Raw genomic sequence first — 18,245 nt, forward strand, 5'->3', positions numbered from 1 at the left:
GCGGCTCAGCGCCGCCATGTCACGCCGAGCCGCACCAGGATGCCCAGCGTGACCGTGCGCAGGCGCCAGAAGGGGCTGTTCTGCATGCTGGTCAGCTCGTTCTGGACCGTGCGCAGATGCTGCTCGCTTCGTTGCAGGCGGCGGCGCAGCACCCAGGGAGATTCGTCCTCCTCGTCGCCGGCTCCGGCGGCCATGCCCGCCGCCTGGGTGGCCCGCAGTTCCTGCCACACCGGGGGCGGCGGGGCGAGGCGCCCGTCCTTCAGCTTCGCCGCGCTGTCCAGCAGATGGGCGGCCATGGTCTCGGCCATCGCGCCGAAGGTGAAGCGGGCGGCCTGGGCCAGCCCGCGGCGGACCAGCTCGGCGCGGCGCTCCGGATCGCGGGCCGCGGCGATGGCCGCCGCCATGCCCGCGGCGTCGTCCTCGTCCACGAACAGCGCGGCGTCGCCGGCCACCTCGATCAGCGAGGAGTTGGCGCAGGTGATGACCGGGCAGCCGCAGGCCATCGCCTCCACCACCGGCATGCCGAAGCCCTCGTAGCGCGACGGGTAGGCGAGCGCCTCCGCCCCGGCGTAGGCCAGCCGCAGCTCCTCGTCGCTCAGCGACAGGCGCAGCGTGCGGGTGTCGGGAGCCAGGGCGCGGAACATCGGCTCCACATCCTTGCCGCCTCCCACGCACAGCACGATCAGATCGCGCGCCGCCGGGCCGCCCGTCGTCGGATCTCTCAGGCCGAGCGCGCGGAACAGCAGCAGGCCGTTCTTGTAGCCCTGGTAGCCGGACCGCTCGCCCACCATCAGCACATAGGGGCCGGTCAGCCCGTGCGCCTTGCGGAAGGCGTCCACCTCCGCCGCGTCCGCCGGGCGGAAGGCGTCGCCCGCCCCGCAATAGGCCACCGCCGTGCTGCCCGCCGGCACCGAGGGGAACAGCCGCTCCAAATCGCGGGCGGAGTTCTTCGAGATCATGATGTGGGCCGAGGCGTGCAGGATCGCCCGGTGCTTCTCCCGCCACGTCTCGTCGGCGAGGGGGAAGCCCAGCGCCTCCGGGATCATGTCGTAGCCCATGAAGACGGAGGGCGTGGCGGTCGGCGCCGTGTAGTAGGTGGAGACGAAGAGGTCGGCCCCTTCCTCCCGGCAGATCCGCTCCAGATAGAGGCTGTCGGCGCCGGGGGACGCCTTGTCGTGGGCGCGGATGGTCCGGGTGTGGATGCCGGGAATGCGCGGCGCGGTGCCGGCGCGGTCGAGCAGGACGACATGCTCCGCGAAGCCGGAAGCCGCCCAGGCCTGAAGCACCGCCGTCCAGACCCGCGCGATGCCGGAGCCGAGATGCTGGTAGAAGACCCCGTCCACCAGGATCTTCGGGCGCACCGGCGCCAGGGCCTTGCGCCGCTCGGCGGCCTCCGCGGGGTCGAGGAAGCGCCAGGCCCCGTTGCCCGCCGCATCGTCCGGCACGGCGATCGGCACCACGCCGCGGGCGGCGGCGGTGTCGGCCAGGGTCTCGTCGCTCACCCAGGGCAGGTAGTCGCGCAGCAGCGCCGACCCCGTCACCTCCTCCTGCAGGCGGCGCCAGTGGGCGCGGGCGTCCTTGTAGCCGTAATAGCTTTCCTTGAAGGCGGCCTGCGCCTCGGTCGCGTAGGCGAAATGCTGGAAGACGGCGCCGGCCTCCTCCATCTCGTCCTGGGTGAAGGGGTCGATCTGGGCGAGGTCCTTGCCGTCGGCGCCGACGAGGGTCGGCGGCTCGTGCGCCGCCCAGGCCATGCCGGGCTCGAAACGCCAGGTGCGCAGCCATTCCTGCCGCGGGTTCTGGGCGTAGTTGTGCCGCGTGCTGATGATCCGCTCCGGCCCGACGAAGTAGTCGCACCAGTAGAAGGCGGCGGTGCGCTTCGGGTTGGCCTGGAACATGGCGTGGACGGTGCGGATCTGCTCCGCCGTCCACAGCTCGTCGGCGTCCACCTGCCACAGCAGCCCGGGCTCGCGGATGTGGGGCAGGGGGGCGTTGACCATCTCGCGCTTGCCGTCCCAGAAGGAGTCCAGCGGCTTGCGGTGGATGGTGATGCGGTCGGGGTGACGGGCGGCCAGCTCGTCCAGATAGGCGGAGGTGCCGTCGTTGCTGCGGCCCCGGTCGTGCACGCTGTCCAGCACCCGCCCGCCCGACGCCAGGCTCCAGCCGGTGTCGTGGGACAGCGAGGCCACGCCCTCCACGATGTGCCAGTGCCACCGCAGGGGCAGCGAGGCGAAGACCGCCTCGTGGTAGCGGATGAAGGGCTCGCCGTTCAGGACGATGGTGAAGAAATGGATCGGCAGCCCCGCCCCGGACTCCAGCGGGCGGCGCCGGAAGGCGATCCAGCCCTCGCCCTCCGCGACCGGCTCCCAGCCCGGCTCGTCGCGCAGGCGGCGGCGCATCAGCCAGCCGCTGCCGCTGCCGGCGGGGGCGGCGATCACGACGGTGGCGGTGTCGTCGGCCCGGTCCAGCGCGCGCAGCCCGGCGAAGCCGGCGTCCTCGATCAGCAGCAGCCCGAAGCCGCCGCGCGCCCGCCGCGCGCCGGGCTCGGGCGATGCGGCGGGATGGCGCTTCAGATCCTCTTCGAGTTCGGCGAGCAGGCCGGCGAGCGGCGGCAGGTCCGCGTCGTTGCGGAACCGCAGCCAGGTCTCACCGATCTCGTGGGCGTTGGGGAGCGGAAGGGCGATGCCGCTCCCGCTCTCGGCCCCAGCCTCGGCCTCCGCCAGGGACGGGCGCAGCGGGTTGCGTTCCAGCCCGCGCCGCAGGGCGTCCCGGCCCGGCCCGGAGCCGACCGCCAGAATCCGGGCGACCGGCTCGGTGCTCGCAAGCCGCTCGACGAAATCGGCGAAGCCGGGGGCGGGCGCGGACTGGGATGAGGACATGGACAGGACTCGGCTGGAAGGGCGCACAAGGGGTATCGGGGGGTATCAGGGTGTACCGGAGCGTTCCTTTGCCCGTTCAAGACGGGGAAGGCAATAGTGGCGAACGCAATAGCCGGTTGCCTGCCAGGCGAAGCGGGCCGGCCAGACGGGGTCCGTGGCGGCCCCGCCGAGCGCCAGCCGGGCGGCCTGCCCGGGAGCGCCCGCGGCCAGGGCGCGCCCGGCGGCCCGCCCCACCTCGAAGGCGTGCCAGTTCCGCGCCTCGCGGCGCAGGGCCGGCGGGCTGGCCGGATCGTCCATCACCCGGCGGGCCAGCCGCAGATGCTCGTCGAGCCACGGGACCATCTGCCGCATGCCGCCGACGATGGTCATCGAACCGGCATGCTGGCGGTAGACGTAGACGCGCTCCGGCACCGGAACGGTCTTCATGCCGGCGGTCCAGGCGCGGATCAGGAACTCGCGGTCCCCGGCGTAACGGTAGGACGGGTCGTAGAGGCCGACCCGCTCGTACAGGCCGCGCCGGAAGAAGCGGGCGTTGATGATCGGCACGCCGCGGCACAGGTCGGCCGGGCGCAGCGTCTTCATGCCCGGATCGTCGTAGCCGCAGGATGTGCGCATCCGTCCGGTCCCGTGGGCTTCGACGACGGTGGCGCCCCCGCAGGCCGCGTCGGCGTCCGGTGCCGCGGCCAGGGCGCGGGCCACGGCGGACAGCGCCCCCGGCAGCAGCAGATCGTCGCTGTTGAGATGCCCGATGACCGCCCCGCGCGCGATGGCCAGCCCGCGGTTGATGGCGTCGTAGACACCCCGGTCGGGGCCGCTGAGCACGCGCAGGTGCGGGTAGCGCGCCAGCACCTCCAGCGTGCCGTCGGTGGAGCCGCCGTCCACCAGGATGTGCTCCACCGTCACCCCGTCCTGGGCCACTCCGTCCTGGGCCAGCACGCTGTCCACGGCTTCCGCGACCAGGGCGGCCCGGTTCAGGCAGGGGGTGATGATGGTGAAGAGGGGGGTGGCGTCCTGTTCCGGCACGCCCGGCGCGGACTCTCCGCCGCCGGTCTCCATAGGACGTCCTCCAAGCATGCCCGTGATTGTCGCTTCCCCCTGGATTCGGGCTCCGGAACGCCGGCCCGCGGACGCGGCGGCCCTGCCGCCGGCGCGGGCGCGGGGTGCCGGATTTCGCTCTAGCATGCCTGCGGCAAAACCTCTACACAGGGAGTTGATTCCTTAACCAATGGTGCAGTTTCGCCAGCCATGACGAACACCTCCCAGAACAGCCGGATACACCCCGTGATCTTGTCCGGTGGTGCCGGGGTCCGGCTCTGGCCGATGTCGCGGGAGCAGTATCCCAAGCAGTTCCTGCCGCTCTGCTCGGAACGCTCGATGCTGCAGGACACCGCCGGGCGGGTCTCGGACGCGGCGCGCTTCGCCGATCCGCTGATCGTCTGCAACCAGGAACACCGCTTCGTCATCGCCGAGCAGATACGCCAGGCCGGGCGCGGCGCGGCCCGGATCGTCCTGGAGCCGGTCGGGCGCAACACCGCCCCCGCCGCCGCGGTCGCCGCCCTGATCGTGGCGGAGCAGGACCCCGACGGGCAGATCCTGCTGCTGCCGGCCGATCACGCGATCCAGGACCGGGACGCCTTCCTCCAGGCCATCGCCACGGCGTCCGCCGCCGCGTCCTCCGGGCTTCTGACCACCTTCGGCATCGTCCCGACCGCGCCGGAGACCGGCTACGGCTACATCCGGCGCGGCGACGCGGTGGCCGGCCACGATGGTGCCTTCCGCGTCGCCGCCTTCGTGGAGAAGCCCCCGCGCGAGCAGGCCGAGCGCTATCTGGCGGAGAAGGACTTCTTCTGGAATAGCGGCATGTTCCTGCTGCCGGTGCGCCAGTATCTAGCCGAGCTGGAACGCTGGGCGCCGGCGGTCCTGGACGCCTGCCGGGCGGCGCTCGCCCGCGGCCGCTCCGACCTCGACTTCTTCCGCCTGGACGAGGAGGCCTTCGCCGCCTCCCCCAACATCTCCATCGACTATGCGGTGATGGAGCGCACCGAGGCCGCCGCCGTGGTGCCTTGCAGCATCGGCTGGACCGACGTCGGCGCCTGGTCGGCGCTGTGGGAGATCGGCGAGAAGGACCAGGGCGGCAACGTCTGCCACGGCGACGCCGTCGCCTGGGACAGCCGCGGCTGCTACGTCCGCAGCGAGGACGGCGCGCTCGTCGCCCTGCTCGGCATGGAGAACGCGGTGGTGGTCGCCACCGAGGACGCCATCCTGGTCGCCGCCAAGGACCGGGCGCAGGACATCAAGCCGCTGGTCGAGCATCTGAAGACGCAGGGCCGCAGCGAACCGCTGCTGCACCGCCGGGTGCACCGCCCCTGGGGCTTCTACCAGTCGCTGCACGCCGGCGATCGCTTCCAGGTGAAGCGCCTGACGGTGGCGCCGGGCGCCCGCCTGTCGCTGCAGAAGCATTATCACCGCGCCGAGCATTGGGTGGTGGTGAACGGCACCGCGCTGGTCACCCGCGGCGACGAGCAGATCCTGCTGCGCGAGAACGAGTCCGTCTACATCCCGCTGGGCACCCCGCACCGGCTGGAGAATCCCGGCAAGGTGCCGCTGAACCTGATCGAGGTGCAGTCCGGCTCCTATCTGGGCGAGGACGACATCGTCCGTTTCGACGACCATTACGGCCGCTCCTAGCCCCATCCGGAGGCTCCCCGGCGCCATGCCGGGGGGCTCTTCCATCGGATGGCGCGGCGCACGGCCTGCGACGGAATGCCTCCCGGATGTCTCCGACACAGATCAGCCTGCCCGATGATTCCGTCATCCTGACCCTCGCCTCGCCGGGCTTCGACGCCGGCTATCCCCGGATTCTCCACAAGTACCTGATCCCCCCGCCCGTCCTCGACGTCATGGAATGGGCGTGGAGAACGCCGCGTTTTCCCGAACGGCCGGTGCGCGTGGCGCGCCTGTCCGACGTCTGGGTGGCCAAGGAGGGGCTGGTCTTCGACCGCGACGGCAATCTCTACCACGAAACCATCACCCAGCATTCCGGCGCGGAGATCGAGGAGGCCCACGCCGCCGTTCTGGCCGCCATGGCGGACGGGCCGGAGCGGGGGGAGAACACCGGCGGCAAGGGGCCGGTCCTGCTGTGCAAGAAGCGCGGCGTCGGCAATTACGGGCATTGGATGATGGAGATGCTGCCCAAGGCGCATCTCGTCCACAGCCGGCTGCCGGAGCTGGACGCGCGGTTCCTCGTGGCGCAGGCGCCCGAGCATCTGAACAACGCCATGGCCTTCTCCCTGTCGATGCTGGGGATCGACCTCGCCCGGACCATCGTCGCCGACGACACGCCGCGCCGCTTCGCCGACCTGCTTGTGGTGGACGGCTTGAGCGAGCATGGAGGATACATGTCGCCGCTCGTCCTGGAGGGGGTGGACGCCGTGGCCCGGGATACGGCGCCCGCCGGCGCGGAGCGGCTGTTCGTCACCCGCCGCTCCACCGGCTTCCGCCGCGTCGTGGACGAGGACGCGCTCGCCGCCCATGCGGAGGCCTGCGGCTACCGGCTGGTCGAACCGGGGATGCTGTCCCTGCCGGAGCAGGTCGCCCTGTTCAAGGGGGCCTCGCGGATCGTCGGGGTGATGGGGGCGGCGATGACCAACATCGCCTTCGCCCCGCCCGGCGCGCGCGTGGTCAATCTGGCGCCCGCGGGCATGCCGGACACCTTCTTCTGGTTCATCGCGACCCTGCGCGGCCTCGACTACACCGAGGTCCGCTGCGCGCAGGACGGCCCGGTCCGCGGCGTCATGCCCTGGGACACCGACCTGATCCTTTCCCCGGACGACCGGGACATCATCTTTGGCGGCTGACGCCGGACGCGGAACGACGGGGGATGCGGGGATGACGACGCCTGAGCCATTCGACTACTACATCGAACGCATCGAGGTCGGCAGCGAGCTTCGGATCGAGGGCTGGGCCTTTCACCGGACGCACGGCCTGTGCGGCTTTGGCGTGGTGATCGACCGGGGGAATCCCCCGTCCGCTCTCCATGTCCGGAGGGGAATCGACCGGCACGACGTCGGCCTCGCCCTCGGCAACCCTCTGGCCGACCGTTCGGGCTTCGTGGTGGCCGCGGCCGTGCCGCTCAGCACGTCGGCGGTCGTCCTGCGGCTGACCGCCGGGGGGGAGGAGTGCATCATTCCCCTGATGCTGCGCGAGGGGTTGTCGCTGCGCAGTTGGCAGGTCGCCTGCGACCGCGCCCCGGCGGCGGTCGAGTACCGCTTCCTGACCGAACGCGGCCTGCGCTACGCCGCCGCCCTGCCGGCGCCGCTGACACGGGCGCGGAACGCGGTGGGTGGTGGTCCTCCCGTCACGGTCGCTCCGGTTACGATCGCCCCCGTAACGATCATCGTGCCGGTCTATGGCGGAAAACACTTCCTGACCCCGCTGGTGCACGCGCTGATCGAGACGGTCGATCCCCGGCACCGCATCGTCTTCATCGACGACGGCAATCCCGACCGCAGCATCTCGGCCTTCCTGGTGGCGCTCGGCACCGCGCTCGATCATGTGACGGTCGTCGCCAAGCCGCGCAACGAGGGGTATCTGAAGGCCGTGCTCACCGGGCTGGAGGTGGCGGAGCGGCTGAATTCCGACGGGCATGTCGTCCTGCTGAACACCGATGTGGAGGTGCCGCCGGGCTGGCTGGAGCGGCTGGTCGGGCCGATCGAGGCGACGCCGTCCATCGCCAGCACCACCCCCTTCACCAACGCCGGCACCATCTGCGGCTTCCCGGCCATGCCGGAGGACAACGAGCCCTTCCTCGGCGCCACGGCGGCGGAGATCGACATGGGCTTCGCGGCCCTGGGGGATCTGCCCCCGGTGGAGGTGCCGACGGGCGTCGGCTTCTGCATGGCGCTGAACCGGCGGGCGCTGCGCGAGGTCGGCGTCTTCGATCTGGAGGCCTTCGGGCGCGGCTATGGGGAGGAGGTGGACTGGTGCCGGCGCGCCATGCGGCGCGGCTTCACCAACGCCGTGGTGCCCAACCTCTACGTCCACCACCGGCACGGCGGCAGTTTCTCCAGCGAGGAGAAGCAGGCCCAGATCCAGGCGTCGGGCGACATCATCCGGCAGCGCTACCCGGAGTTCGACGCGGAGGTGCAGGACTTCATCCGCGCCGACCCGCTGCGCCCCATCCGCGCCGCGGCGGCGGTCCGCATCCTGGGCGCGGCGGCGGCAGGCCGTCCGCAGACGGTGCTTCTCTTCGACCATGCCGGGCGCGGCGGGGCCGCCGCCTTCCGCGTCAAGGAGATCGCGCGCCTGCACGCGCAGGGACGGACGGTGCTTCTGGTGCGGCCCTCCACGGAACCGGCTCTGGCGATGCCGGAACATGCGCTCGACATCGAGCTTCTGCACCGCGAGGCCACCTTCCGCTTTCCCGCGAACGACCTGTCCGATCTCGGCGCCCTCGTCTCCGCCCTGCCGCCGGCGGAGGTGGTGGTCAACTCGCTGGTCGGCCACGCGGCGCCGGACGCGGTGATGGTCTTCCTGCGGACCCTGCGGCGGGACCATGGGGTGCCGCTGCGCCTGATGCACCACGACTATTTCCCGGTCTGCCCCTCGCTGAACCTGATCGACGCGGAGGACCGGTTCTGCGGTGTGCCGGAGCCGGCACGCTGCCGGACCTGCGCGCCGGCCAACCGGCATTTCCGCCGGCCCGACGGGGAAGGCGTTCCCGTCGAGGGCTTCGACATCGCGGAGCACCGCCGGGCGTGGCAGGCGCTGTTCGACCTTGCCGACCGCCACGTCACCTTTTCCCGGAGCGCGCTCGCCACGCTCCGGCGGGCCTTCTCCCTGCGCGACGACCGTCTGCGGATCATCCCGCATCTGGCCGACCATGTGACCGTGACGCCCCTGCCGCCGCCCGCTCCGGACCGGTTCGCCCGCGTGGCGGTGGTCGGCGGCATCAACGTCGCCAAGGGGTCGGGAATCCTGAAGGCCATGGTGCGGCTGGCGGAGACGCAGCGGCTGCCGGTCCTGTTCGAGCTGTTCGGCGACAGCGACCAGCCGATCGTTTCCCCGCACCTGCGCGACAACGGCCGCTACGAGCCGGAGCGGCTGGCCGGCCTGCTCGCCGCCCGCGGCTGCAACGCTATCTTCCTACCGTCGGTCTGGCCGGAAACCCACTGCTACGTGCTGGACGAGGTGGTCGGGCTGGGGCTGCCGGTCGGCGTCTTCGACATCGGCGCGCCCGCCGAGCGGCTGCGCCACTGGCCGAACGGCTTCATCGTCTCCTCCATCACCCCGGAGGCGGCCTTGTCCGCCCTGCTGCGCGTGACCGGCCATGCGATGCCGGCGAACTCCGTGAGTGGCGGGGGAGCGGCGCCCACGCCGTACGGCGGTATGAAACCGTCGGCGCCTGAGGGCGCCGACGGTTTCATACCGCTTCAGGTGTCGTAGCCGCGGGGCAGGTAGCTCCGCTCCGTCTGCGGGTGGAGGCGGGGGTTGTACCAGCGGCTCGCTCGCGGCGGCACCGCCACGTCGAGAGCGGCCAGCAGCGCCCCGCCGGGCGGCGGCGGCTGGACGCAGGAGCGCTTCGTCAGTTTCCAGGTGCTGAACGGTGTGTAGAGAACCCGCTTGCCGTCTCCGTGGGCGCGCAGCGCGATGGCGCTCGCGATCTGTCCGGCGGTGGCATCGCGCGGAATCCGCCGCAGGAGGCCGCTCAGGAAGCCGCTGCGGGCCAGCCAGTGACTGGGCGAGACGCCGTCCACGGTCCGCTGGCAGAAGGCCATGCCGTGATAACCGCCGTCGTCCGCGTCGCGCCCGTAATCCGCGGTGGCCAGGAACCCGCCGAACCCGAAGAAGCCGCCGGCCCAGGCGACGCGGCCATCCGGGTCCAGGACGCGCCCACCGATGGCCGCCGCGTCCTCCACCCCGTTCAGCAGCCCCGCGAGTTCGCGTAGGGTCCCTGCCTTTTCCGGCATGCAGCCGGCCTGGGCGAAGGCGACGAAATCGCTCTCCGCGCAGGCGTCGGCGAGCAGGGAGACGAGCGGAGCGTCGTGCAGGGTCAGGTTCGCCAGGACCCAGCCGGCCCCCCGCCGATCGAGATCATACTTCAGCCGCTCCGCGTCCTCGGGGGAAGCCACCCGAACCCGGATCGGGCCGGACGACTGGCTGCGCCGTACCAGGATGGCGGTGATGGCTTCCGCCGCCGTCTCGTCGACCCGTCCGGCCTCGATCACCATCGTCATGGGGAGGGATGTCCCGTCCACGGGGGCCAGCCGCCAGATTCCGGGATGGGGGAACAGCGTGTTCTCGACGACGGCGAGCGTCCGGTCGCGCCCGGTCAGGGCCAGATGCTGTTCCAGGACGTGCCGCTGGCTGTCCAGCGCCTCCGGCTTCATGCTGGTTTCGACGGATGCCGTCGAGCCGGGGTTGATCCGCCACGCGTAGAGCAGATGCGGGACATGCACGATCGTGTGGCCCGCCCGCTCGACGCGGGTGAAGGTGTCCCAATCGTGGCTCCAGGTCGCCCGCAGGTCGGTGTAGGCGCCGATCTCCACCGCCACGTCGCGCCGCAGGGCGCAGAGGTGGCAGGTGAAGCAGATGTTCATGTGCAGGACCCAGTCGAAGTCCGGCTTGTGGAACGGCGAGAACAGCCGGGACTGCGGGTTGCTCTTGAACTCGTCGGAATAGAGCACGGCGGGGAAGCCGTGGGCGTGGATGTGCTCCGCCATCACCTGGAGCGCGTCGAGCGTCAGGAAATCGTCGGCATCGACCGGCAGGACGTAATCGCCGGACGTCTCCCGGAAGGCCAGCCCGTATCCGGCCATAATGCCGCGGTTCTCCGGGCTGACGATGACCTTCACATTGTCGTGCACGGCGACGCTGCGCAGCCAGTCCAGAAGCTCCGGCCGGTGGTCGCCGTCGCTGACGATCACCCATTCGAAGTTCCGGTAGAACTGGTTGAGGATCGTCTTCTCGATCTCGCGCAGGAACCGGATCGGCTGCTTGTAGGTGCTCATGAAGAAGGAGAAGCGGATCGACTCATCGACGGGCGGCCGGGTGCGCGACGCTGCGATGCGCGTCATGATCTGCTCCTCCACGTCGCGCACGGGCCGGTCCGCGGGGGTGCGCGCGATCTCGTAGAAGGGGTTGGCGGTGGAGAAGTTCGGGTTGACGTTCGGGTCCCGTTCGATGCCCCAGCGCCGGATGAAGTTCTGCAGTTCCCAGTTGAAGGTTCCTTCCTTCGACAGGGATTCGAAGTGATACAGCTCGATGGCGGGATCGACGACGATCCGCAGCCCCTTCGCCCGCACCTTGTTGCAGAAATCGACGTCGTTGTAGTTGAGCCAGAGGCCGGTGTCGAAGCCCCCCACCTCCTGGTAGAGCCTGCGGGAGACCAGCAGGCAGGCGGCGGTCGTCGCGGCGGCGTTGTGCGTGAGCTGCGCGATTCCCTGCGGACCCGGCGACAGGCGGTGCTCGCCGATCATGGCGTGGGTCGGGCTGCCGTTCAGCAGCGTGATCCCAACATGCTGGATCGTGCCGTTGGCGAACAGCAGGCGCGGGCCGACGATGCCGACCCCCGGCTGCGAGGCCAGCCCGACCATGTCGCGCAGGAAATGCTTGGAGATGGCCTGGATGTCGTCGTTGAGCAGAAGGACATAGTCGCCGCGCGCCTGCTCCACGCCGATGTTCACGCGCTCGGAGAAATTGAACAGCGGGCGCTGGGCGTTGAACTCGCGCACGTTCGGGAAGGCACGCAGGAAGCGCAGCGTGGAATCCTCCAGTTCGCCGTTGTGCACGACGACGACCTCGAAGTTGCCGTAGCATTCGCTGCCGAAGAGGCTCATCACGCAGTTCGTCACGAGATCGACGGTCATCCCGAAGATCTCACCCTTGCGGCCCGCCGTGGGGATCACGACGCTGACGGAGGGGGCTTGTTCGGGCGGTGCGTAGACCACGCGCCAGTTGCCCGTGGACCAGTGGGGGTGCACCTCGAAGGGCGTGGCCGCCTGCTGGGCCAGGGTCTCCTCGATGGCCTTCCTCTGCCGCTCCACCGCGTAGCTCTTGGCCGACAGGACCTCGGCGGTGGAGCCCGGAATGGCCACCCAGTGGTAGAGGATCTTCGGCACATGGACGAAGCGGTCGGTCACCGCCGCGACGCGGAGCGCCAGATCGTAGTCCTGGGTCCCGTCATAGGCGCTGCGGAAGCCGCCGACCGAGCGGACGACGGAGGCGCGGTAGCAGGTCAGGTGCCCGATGTACATCGTGCCGCGCAGCAGGTCGGGCGACCAGCCGGGCTTGTGCGTCGCGTCGTAGAAGCGCCCGTCGACGCTCATCTTGTCTTCGTCGGAATAGACGGCGTCCGGGTCGTGCTCGACGACGGCCGCGGCGATCTCGTAGAGCGCGTCCGGCGTCAGCAGGTCGTCATGGTCGAGCAGCGCGATCCATTCGCCCTTGGCCAGAGACAGGGCGGCGTTCGACGCGGCGGAGATGCCGCCGTTGGCCGGCAGGGTCGTGACGCGGATGCGGGGGTCGCGCGCGGCGAACTCGGCCAGCAGTTCCTGGACATGGGGGCCGGGCGAGGCGTCATCGGCGATGCACAGCTCCCAGAACGGGTAGAGCTGGGCGAGCACGGAATCGACCGTCGCCCGCAGCCAGCGTTCCGGCGTCTGATAGACCGGCATGACGATGGAGATCGTCGGCCAGCCGTCCCGGGCGGCGATCCGCCGCAGGATGTCGTTGGTCGCGATGGTCCGCGGGGCCGGCTCGCCGTGATCGATCCCGCCCTTGCGCGTCTCCAGATGACCGTGGCTGAGGAAGTGGTGATATCCCGAGGGAATCGCGCGGTTCGACACCGCCTCCGACACGTCGGGATTGTTCGAAAGGTAGCGGTTCTCGCAATAGCCGGGGATGCGGGGCGCGGTTCCGGCCAGATCTTCGATCAGCCCGTGGTCGCGCCAGTGCACGGCGGCGGAGGGAAGCTGCCGGCCCGCGATGACGTGGGCCACGTCGGGGCGGTGGGCGCGGTAGAGTCCCTCGGCGAAGCTGCCCGTCGCCGGGCCCGCGGAAAAGCTCCTGGCGTTGATCATCGCCCAGTCCCGTCCGGTCGGGCCGGGTGCTGCCGGGGCACCGATGAGTTCGCCGCTTATCATGGCGGCGAATTCGGGGCGGCTCGGTAGTTCATGGGCGTGGAGCCGCGGCAGCGCGCTCCACGGCGCCGTGCAGCGGCCTTCGGCGGCGCCGAACATGACGTAATGGCGGTAGCCGCTGATCAGATGGCGGTCTTCCACCAGATCGGCGACGTCGTCGTTGATGCGCAGGTAGGTCTGTTCGTCGAACCCCGGAACCGCGTCGAAGCCGAACACGCTCCCGGCGACATAGTAATGATCGACCGGGTTGGCCGCGCGAACCCCGCGCATGCCGCGGATGATGGTCCCGTACCGCTCCACATACCACGACTCGTTTATGGGAATGTGGGGCAGACGTTCCTGGGCGCGGCCGATGAACAGATAGTGCAGATGGGGAGACCCCCCGGTTCCATGGCACCATTCGGCGGCGTCGGGGTAGATCTGGGAATACCAGTGGGCGTCGAATATCCCGCCGCCCGCCAGCATGGCCACATCGCCGATGACGTCGACCGGTTGGTCCTCCGGGGCGATTCCCGCCTCGGACAGGGACGCCGGGCACCGGGCCTGCCCGCCGAACAGCGCGCGGAGCGGGGAGAGCCGGGGGGACGGGCCGATCGAGGCGCCGCCGATCAGTTCCCCGTCGGCAAGGACGTGGAAGAGCCGCGCCTCCTGATCGGGCACCCACTCGACGGGGATCAGGATGGAAAAGGCATTGAAGCCGCAGCCCTTCCCCGCATGGAACAGGTCGCTCCGGTAATAGCGTGCCGACGAGGCCGCAACCCGTTGCCCGTCGGCGACGATGGTTATGCTAGTCTTATGGTTGGTGTCGTTGTTGGAGACGGCCCAACCGGACAGGACGTAGCCGAAGCCGTTGTTGAGATCCACACTGTCCAAGTTGCCGGTCACGGTCCTGCGCTGGGCCATCTGTTTTCACCTTTTTTCTTAAAAAAACGAGCGTTGGTATTTTCCCGTTGCTTGGATAGATTTTTTGACTGACGTTTACATTGGGGTCAGTCCATGAAAATCCAAAGATTAACGAGAAAGCTTAACCTTCTTCTTGAAAAGTCCACGGGTCTTGGTCGAGAAGGCCACTGGGTGTGCGCCTTCTGTAGTTCAAATCAGCCGTATTTTTCTATAAAAGTGCAGTGATTATACATGTCGCTGTTCGTCTTCTGTCGTGATGGAGATGGCTCTGTTCAGCTTTCCTGGTTTCCGAGCCTTAGATCCATCAAGGTGGGGTGGGTGGAACGTGTTCCGGAAACCTTCCTGCCGATGATGTATGGGTCCTTGGATCATCATGAATATTCAGAAAGTTCATGCTGATTCTTGCAAGTGAAGTGAGCAATGAATGCAGAAATATTCATAGATATCCGGGACATTTCAGAGCCTATATGCCTGCTAAGTATGCCGTCTCTGCACGCTTTGAAGGAGAGCCGGAGATGCGATGGTACATCATGCATTCCAATGGTTCGGTGCGTGCGGGAGCACCGCCGCTCCTCGAAACTTGAAAGCTTTGTTCATTTCAGTGGCAAGCTTCCACAGCACTGTCATACGACGCGATGTGTCGTCCGGCCTGTCGCCTGGGGCCAGATGTGAGCGCGTGCCGATCCGCCTTTGCACAAACAGCGCGGAATAGGGCGCCACTGCCTGGAGCGAGAGGGGTTCGCATCATGTCGGGATGAGCCTGCCGGTTGAAGTTGGTGCGGTGGTACGGGTGTTGTCGAGCGATAGCCTACACCTGAGGAGTACAAAATGTTAGACATCCACCGTATTCGCCAGAAACAGAGGGAATCGGCTTGCGCGATAGCAAATTTTAGGCGATGCCCCGCGCAAAATATTCCATTAATGAAATATGCTTGTTGCCATGCCACCACCTTGGTGGATCAATATTTCGATATTCTTAGCAAAGCACCATTGAGTCTGCAATTGGGGAAAATTTTTCCCGCTTCCTCGGGGATTATAAGCTGATAAAAGGACAAAAGTCTCTGCTCCGCATTTGCGGGGAGCAGCGCTTTGGCCGCGACGAGCAACAGCCCCTCCGGGATCGGAGTGATCCGGCGCCGCAGATCTTGCGCTGTTGCAGCAGCGGCTCTTGATCCCAAGCCGTCAGGATCAAGAGCTTCGGCGGCATGCCCTCAAGCCGGATGACTTTCAAGAAGCAGCAGCGCGGTTCATTCGGCGAGGGTTGCCGCCTCGGTGCGAGACCACAGATCCAGCGCAGCCCCGTACCAAGCGACGGGAGCGGCCTGCTCGTCCCACAGCGAGCGGCACAGCTCAGCCAGGGGGGTGATCCGCGGGTCGAGGTCTCCCTCGCCGGCGACTTCCGCAAAGGGATCGGGCAGGTGCGCGATGACGTGAGAGCGGCCGCCGCCGTCCGCCATCACTTCGAAGCAGGTGGATTCAGCACGCGTATCGACTTCGAGTTCGAAGAGCGGCATTCCCGGGCCGGAGAACGCCGCGGACCAGCGCTCCGGCTGCCCAGGCGAGCCAGTCATGTGCGAGCGGAGGACATCGTCGTAGCCAAGCTCCGCCAGAAGGGCGATCACATGGATTCCGTAGAAGCGAAGGACGCCGCCTCCTTCCTCGTGATGCCGCTTCCAATTGTCGAGATTGTGCCGGAAGTGATGCGCGTGGAAGGTCCACTGCAGGCGGACCCGCTCGGCCTTTTCACCAGCCTCCGTCGCGTGGCAGAGCGTCCGGAGGCTTTTTCCCCACCGGGTGAAGCGGAAGACATAGGCGATCCGCCAGCGGCTGCCGGAGGCGCGCAACGTCTCTTGCAGAGCGAGGGCGGCGGCGGGAGACGGGGCGAGCGGCTTTTCCAGAATGAAACGGCGCACACCGTGAGCCGCGAACGCCCTTTCCACGATGCGCGGCTGCTGCACCGGAACCCGCGCGATCACCACCGCGTCGGCCCCGTGCAGCACCGCGTCGTCGCTCTCTGCCCAGTCGATGCAGGAAGCGAAGGGTTGCAGTTCGGAACGTCTGGCAAAGGTCTCACGATAGCGGGAGGGCATGACGATGCGGTCAGCCCCCGCCCGGATCATGGCCGGCAGATAGCCGTAGAGACCGAAACCCGCCCCGAAGATGCCGACCCGCCGCATCAATCAACCGTCTTGAAGTCGTCCGCCGAGATGATGTCGACCACCGTCCCGCTGAAGCCATTGTTCTTCAGGTAGCCGTGGATCTCGGCGGGAATGTGCCAAGCGAAGTTCACCAGGACGGGCGGCTGCTTGGCCATGGCGAACAGGTCGTCGTCGGAGAGGATGGGGATGCGGGTGCCGGGCAGATAATGGCCGATCTTCAGCGAGCCCGGCTTCTCGAACACCCCGGCGATGACGGTCTCGTCGAGGCCGAGCAGCTTGACGAGGATGGCGGCCCGCCCGGGGAACGCCTTGCCGTACAGCGGGCCGTGCTCCTTGACCAGCGCCTCGATCTCCCGCTTCTTGCGGGTCTGCCAGTTCAGGACGTTCGCCCGCATCTGTTCGAACCGCGCGCCGAAGCCAGCCTCGCGCTGCCGCACCTCGTCGAGGTTGCTGGCGTTGGCGGTTCCCGGCAGCGGGGCCGCGCGCATGAACACCCGGATGTTGCCGCCGTAGCGGACGACGAATTCGGCCTTCGCCACCACGACGCCGAGCGAGCGGGCGATGTGCTCGAACGACGTCATGCTGTAGGTGCGCGGGTGCTCGTGGTAGAAGGTGTCGAACTGGTTGCCGTCCAGAACAGCGCCCAGATAGTGGTTCTCGATCACCAGCAGCGTCTCGGGCTTCATCAGAAGCTTGAGCGAACCGATCACTTCGCCGAGATTCTCGATGTGGGCGAAGACGTTGGTGAAGGTGATGATGTCGGGCTTGCCGTGTTCCGCCACGATCCGCTCTGCGACGGCGTCGCCGAGATAGTCGTTGTAGACCGCGTGCCCCCGTTCGATGGCGTCCTGCGCCGCCCCGGTCGGTTCGATCCCAATCGTCGAGGCGCCGTGCGCCTGGAACATGCCGAGCAGGCTGCCATCGTTGCAGCCGATGTCGAGCACCTTGAGGCCCTTGAGTGAGCCGAGTTCCTGCTCGACCGACTGCGCGAGCTGCTCCATTCCGCGCAGGACGTCGGCCGTGAAACGCGAGCGGTAATGGTAGTCCTGCGGGAAAAGCTCGCGCTTGGGAACCTGGAAACGCTGGTGAGCGGTCCGGCAGACGTCGCAGAAGAGGATGTCGATCGGGTACTCGCGGCAAATCCGGCCGTCGCCCACCTTCACGAGGTCGTCGCACATCGGATGCAGGCCAAGGTCGATGGCGGCCTCAAGTCGTGTGTTGCCGCAGACTTCGCAGCTTGTGATTTCGGGGATCGATCCGGCCATGTCTGTAAACTCCTGAATGATTGAAGACCGACCGATGCTGTCCACGGCACCGCTGCGATCGTCGATGTGTTCGCGCTTGGCTTAAGACAACGCCGGGATCACCGGCCGGTGGATTTCTGCCAGATTTGCCACGGAGCCTTGCCGCCTTTCCAGAGTTCCTCGAGGTGCTGGCGATCCCGCAGCGTGTCCATCGGTTGCCAGAACCCTTCATGGCGGTAGGCGTTGAGCTGCCCGCTCTGCGCAAGCTTGTCGAGCGGCCCGTATTCCCAAATCGTCTCGTCGCCGTCGATGCATTCGGCCACCTTCGGCGACAGCACGAAGAAGCCGCCGTTGATCCAGCCGCCCTCGGTGACGGGCTTTTCGACGAAGCTGCGAACCTCGTCGTCGACGATCTCCAATCGGCCGAAGCGCGCCGTGGGGTGGACGGCGGTGACCGTCGCCAACCGGTTCCGGGAGCGGTGGAAATCGACCAGCTCCGAGATGTTGACGTCGGACAAGCCATCCCCATAGGTCATGCAGAACGCCTCGTCGTCGGCGACGTAGCGCAGGGCGCGCTTGATGCGCCCGCCGGTCATCGTCGTCTCGCCGGTGTCGACCACCGTGATGCGCCAGTCCTCGGCGTAGCTGGCGTGATAGGTGATCGCCCTGTCCTTGTTGCTGATCGTCAGGTCAGACATATGGAGGGCGTAGTTTGCAAAATACTCTTTGATCATATACCCCTTGTATCCGACACAAATCACGAAATCATTGATGCCGTGGGCCGAATACATATTCAGAATATGCCAGATAATTGGGCGGCCGCCGATTTCGACCATTGGCTTGGGCCGCATAGTGGTTTCCTCGGCAAGACGAGTACCAAGACCGCCGGCGAGAATCATTGCCTTCATATCAATCTCCTATAAA

At 68.0% G+C, this 18,245-nt stretch carries 9 protein-coding genes; 3 read left to right on the forward strand and 6 right to left on the reverse strand.

Annotated features, from left to right (window positions below; translation table 11 throughout):
- Positions 1 to 5: 5 nt before the first annotated feature.
- The gene (locus DS843_RS31845) at positions 6 to 2,876 is read right to left on the reverse strand and encodes a glycosyltransferase family 4 protein (RefSeq protein ID WP_149470706.1); all 2,871 of its coding nucleotides are present in this window, start codon (positions 2,874 to 2,876) and stop codon (positions 6 to 8) included.
- Positions 2,877 to 2,921: 45 nt separating this feature from the next.
- Positions 2,922 to 3,932 (reverse strand): glycosyltransferase family 2 protein, encoded by a 1,011-nt coding sequence (locus tag DS843_RS20580; RefSeq protein WP_167525384.1) that lies wholly within the window; start codon positions 3,930 to 3,932, stop codon positions 2,922 to 2,924.
- Positions 3,933 to 4,121: 189 nt separating this feature from the next.
- Here DS843_RS20580 and DS843_RS20585 point away from each other — a divergent pair, with 189 nt between their 5' ends.
- The 3 genes from DS843_RS20585 (at position 4,122) to DS843_RS20595 (ending at position 9,320) form a co-directional block, all read left to right on the forward strand.
- Positions 4,122 to 5,564: a mannose-1-phosphate guanylyltransferase/mannose-6-phosphate isomerase gene (locus tag DS843_RS20585; RefSeq protein ID WP_149470708.1), complete on the forward strand. Its 1,443-nt coding sequence runs from the start codon at positions 4,122 to 4,124 to the stop codon at positions 5,562 to 5,564.
- A gap of 86 nt (positions 5,565 to 5,650) precedes the next feature.
- Positions 5,651 to 6,733, forward strand: a complete 1,083-nt coding sequence (locus tag DS843_RS20590) for a glycosyltransferase family 61 protein (RefSeq protein WP_149470709.1) — start codon at positions 5,651 to 5,653, stop codon at positions 6,731 to 6,733.
- A 31-nt stretch (positions 6,734 to 6,764) separates the two neighbouring features.
- Entirely contained in the window at positions 6,765 to 9,320 is a 2,556-nt protein-coding gene (locus DS843_RS20595; protein ID WP_149470710.1) for a glycosyltransferase, read from the forward strand.
- Here DS843_RS20595 and DS843_RS20600 read toward each other — a convergent pair.
- The 4 genes from DS843_RS20600 to rfbF form a co-directional block, all read right to left on the reverse strand.
- Positions 9,308 to 13,918 carry a glycosyltransferase family 2 protein gene (locus DS843_RS20600; protein WP_149470711.1) on the reverse strand — a complete coding sequence of 1,537 codons (4,611 nt, stop codon included), beginning with the start codon at positions 13,916 to 13,918 and terminating at the stop codon, positions 9,308 to 9,310. The genes DS843_RS20595 and DS843_RS20600 overlap by 13 nt on opposite strands.
- A 1,247-nt stretch (positions 13,919 to 15,165) precedes the next feature.
- On the reverse strand, positions 15,166 to 16,095 hold the full coding sequence (locus DS843_RS20605; protein WP_149470712.1) for a Gfo/Idh/MocA family oxidoreductase: 930 nt from the start codon (positions 16,093 to 16,095) through the stop codon (positions 15,166 to 15,168).
- Positions 16,095 to 17,342, reverse strand: coding sequence for a class I SAM-dependent methyltransferase (locus DS843_RS20610; RefSeq protein ID WP_149470713.1), 1,248 nt, complete (start codon positions 17,340 to 17,342; stop codon positions 16,095 to 16,097). Before DS843_RS20610 ends, DS843_RS20605 begins: the two co-directional genes overlap by 1 nt.
- Positions 17,343 to 17,440: 98 nt before the next feature.
- On the reverse strand, positions 17,441 to 18,229 hold the full coding sequence (gene rfbF, locus DS843_RS20615) for a glucose-1-phosphate cytidylyltransferase (RefSeq protein ID WP_149470714.1): 789 nt from the start codon (positions 18,227 to 18,229) through the stop codon (positions 17,441 to 17,443).
- Positions 18,230 to 18,245 lie beyond the last annotated feature (16 nt).

This window comes from Roseomonas genomospecies 6 (assembly GCF_008365375.1).
Classification (GTDB): Bacteria; Pseudomonadota; Alphaproteobacteria; order Azospirillales; family Azospirillaceae; genus Azospirillum.

Bases quoted from the DNA above. Each gene is read 5' to 3' on its own strand.
- DS843_RS31845 (WP_149470706.1), bottom strand. From the start codon at position 2,876: ATGTCCTCATCCCAGTCCGCGCCCGCCCCCGGCTTCGCCGATTTCGTC.
- DS843_RS20580 (WP_167525384.1), bottom strand. From the start codon at position 3,932: ATGGAGACCGGCGGCGGAGAGTCCGCGCCGGGCGTGCCGGAACAGGAC.
- DS843_RS20585 (WP_149470708.1), top strand. From the start codon at position 4,122: ATGACGAACACCTCCCAGAACAGCCGGATACACCCCGTGATCTTGTCC.
- DS843_RS20590 (WP_149470709.1), top strand. From the start codon at position 5,651: ATGTCTCCGACACAGATCAGCCTGCCCGATGATTCCGTCATCCTGACC.
- DS843_RS20595 (WP_149470710.1), top strand. From the start codon at position 6,765: ATGACGACGCCTGAGCCATTCGACTACTACATCGAACGCATCGAGGTC.
- DS843_RS20600 (WP_149470711.1), bottom strand. From the start codon at position 13,918: ATGGCCCAGCGCAGGACCGTGACCGGCAACTTGGACAGTGTGGATCTC.
- DS843_RS20605 (WP_149470712.1), bottom strand. From the start codon at position 16,095: ATGCGGCGGGTCGGCATCTTCGGGGCGGGTTTCGGTCTCTACGGCTAT.
- DS843_RS20610 (WP_149470713.1), bottom strand. From the start codon at position 17,342: ATGGCCGGATCGATCCCCGAAATCACAAGCTGCGAAGTCTGCGGCAAC.
- rfbF (WP_149470714.1), bottom strand. From the start codon at position 18,229: ATGAAGGCAATGATTCTCGCCGGCGGTCTTGGTACTCGTCTTGCCGAG.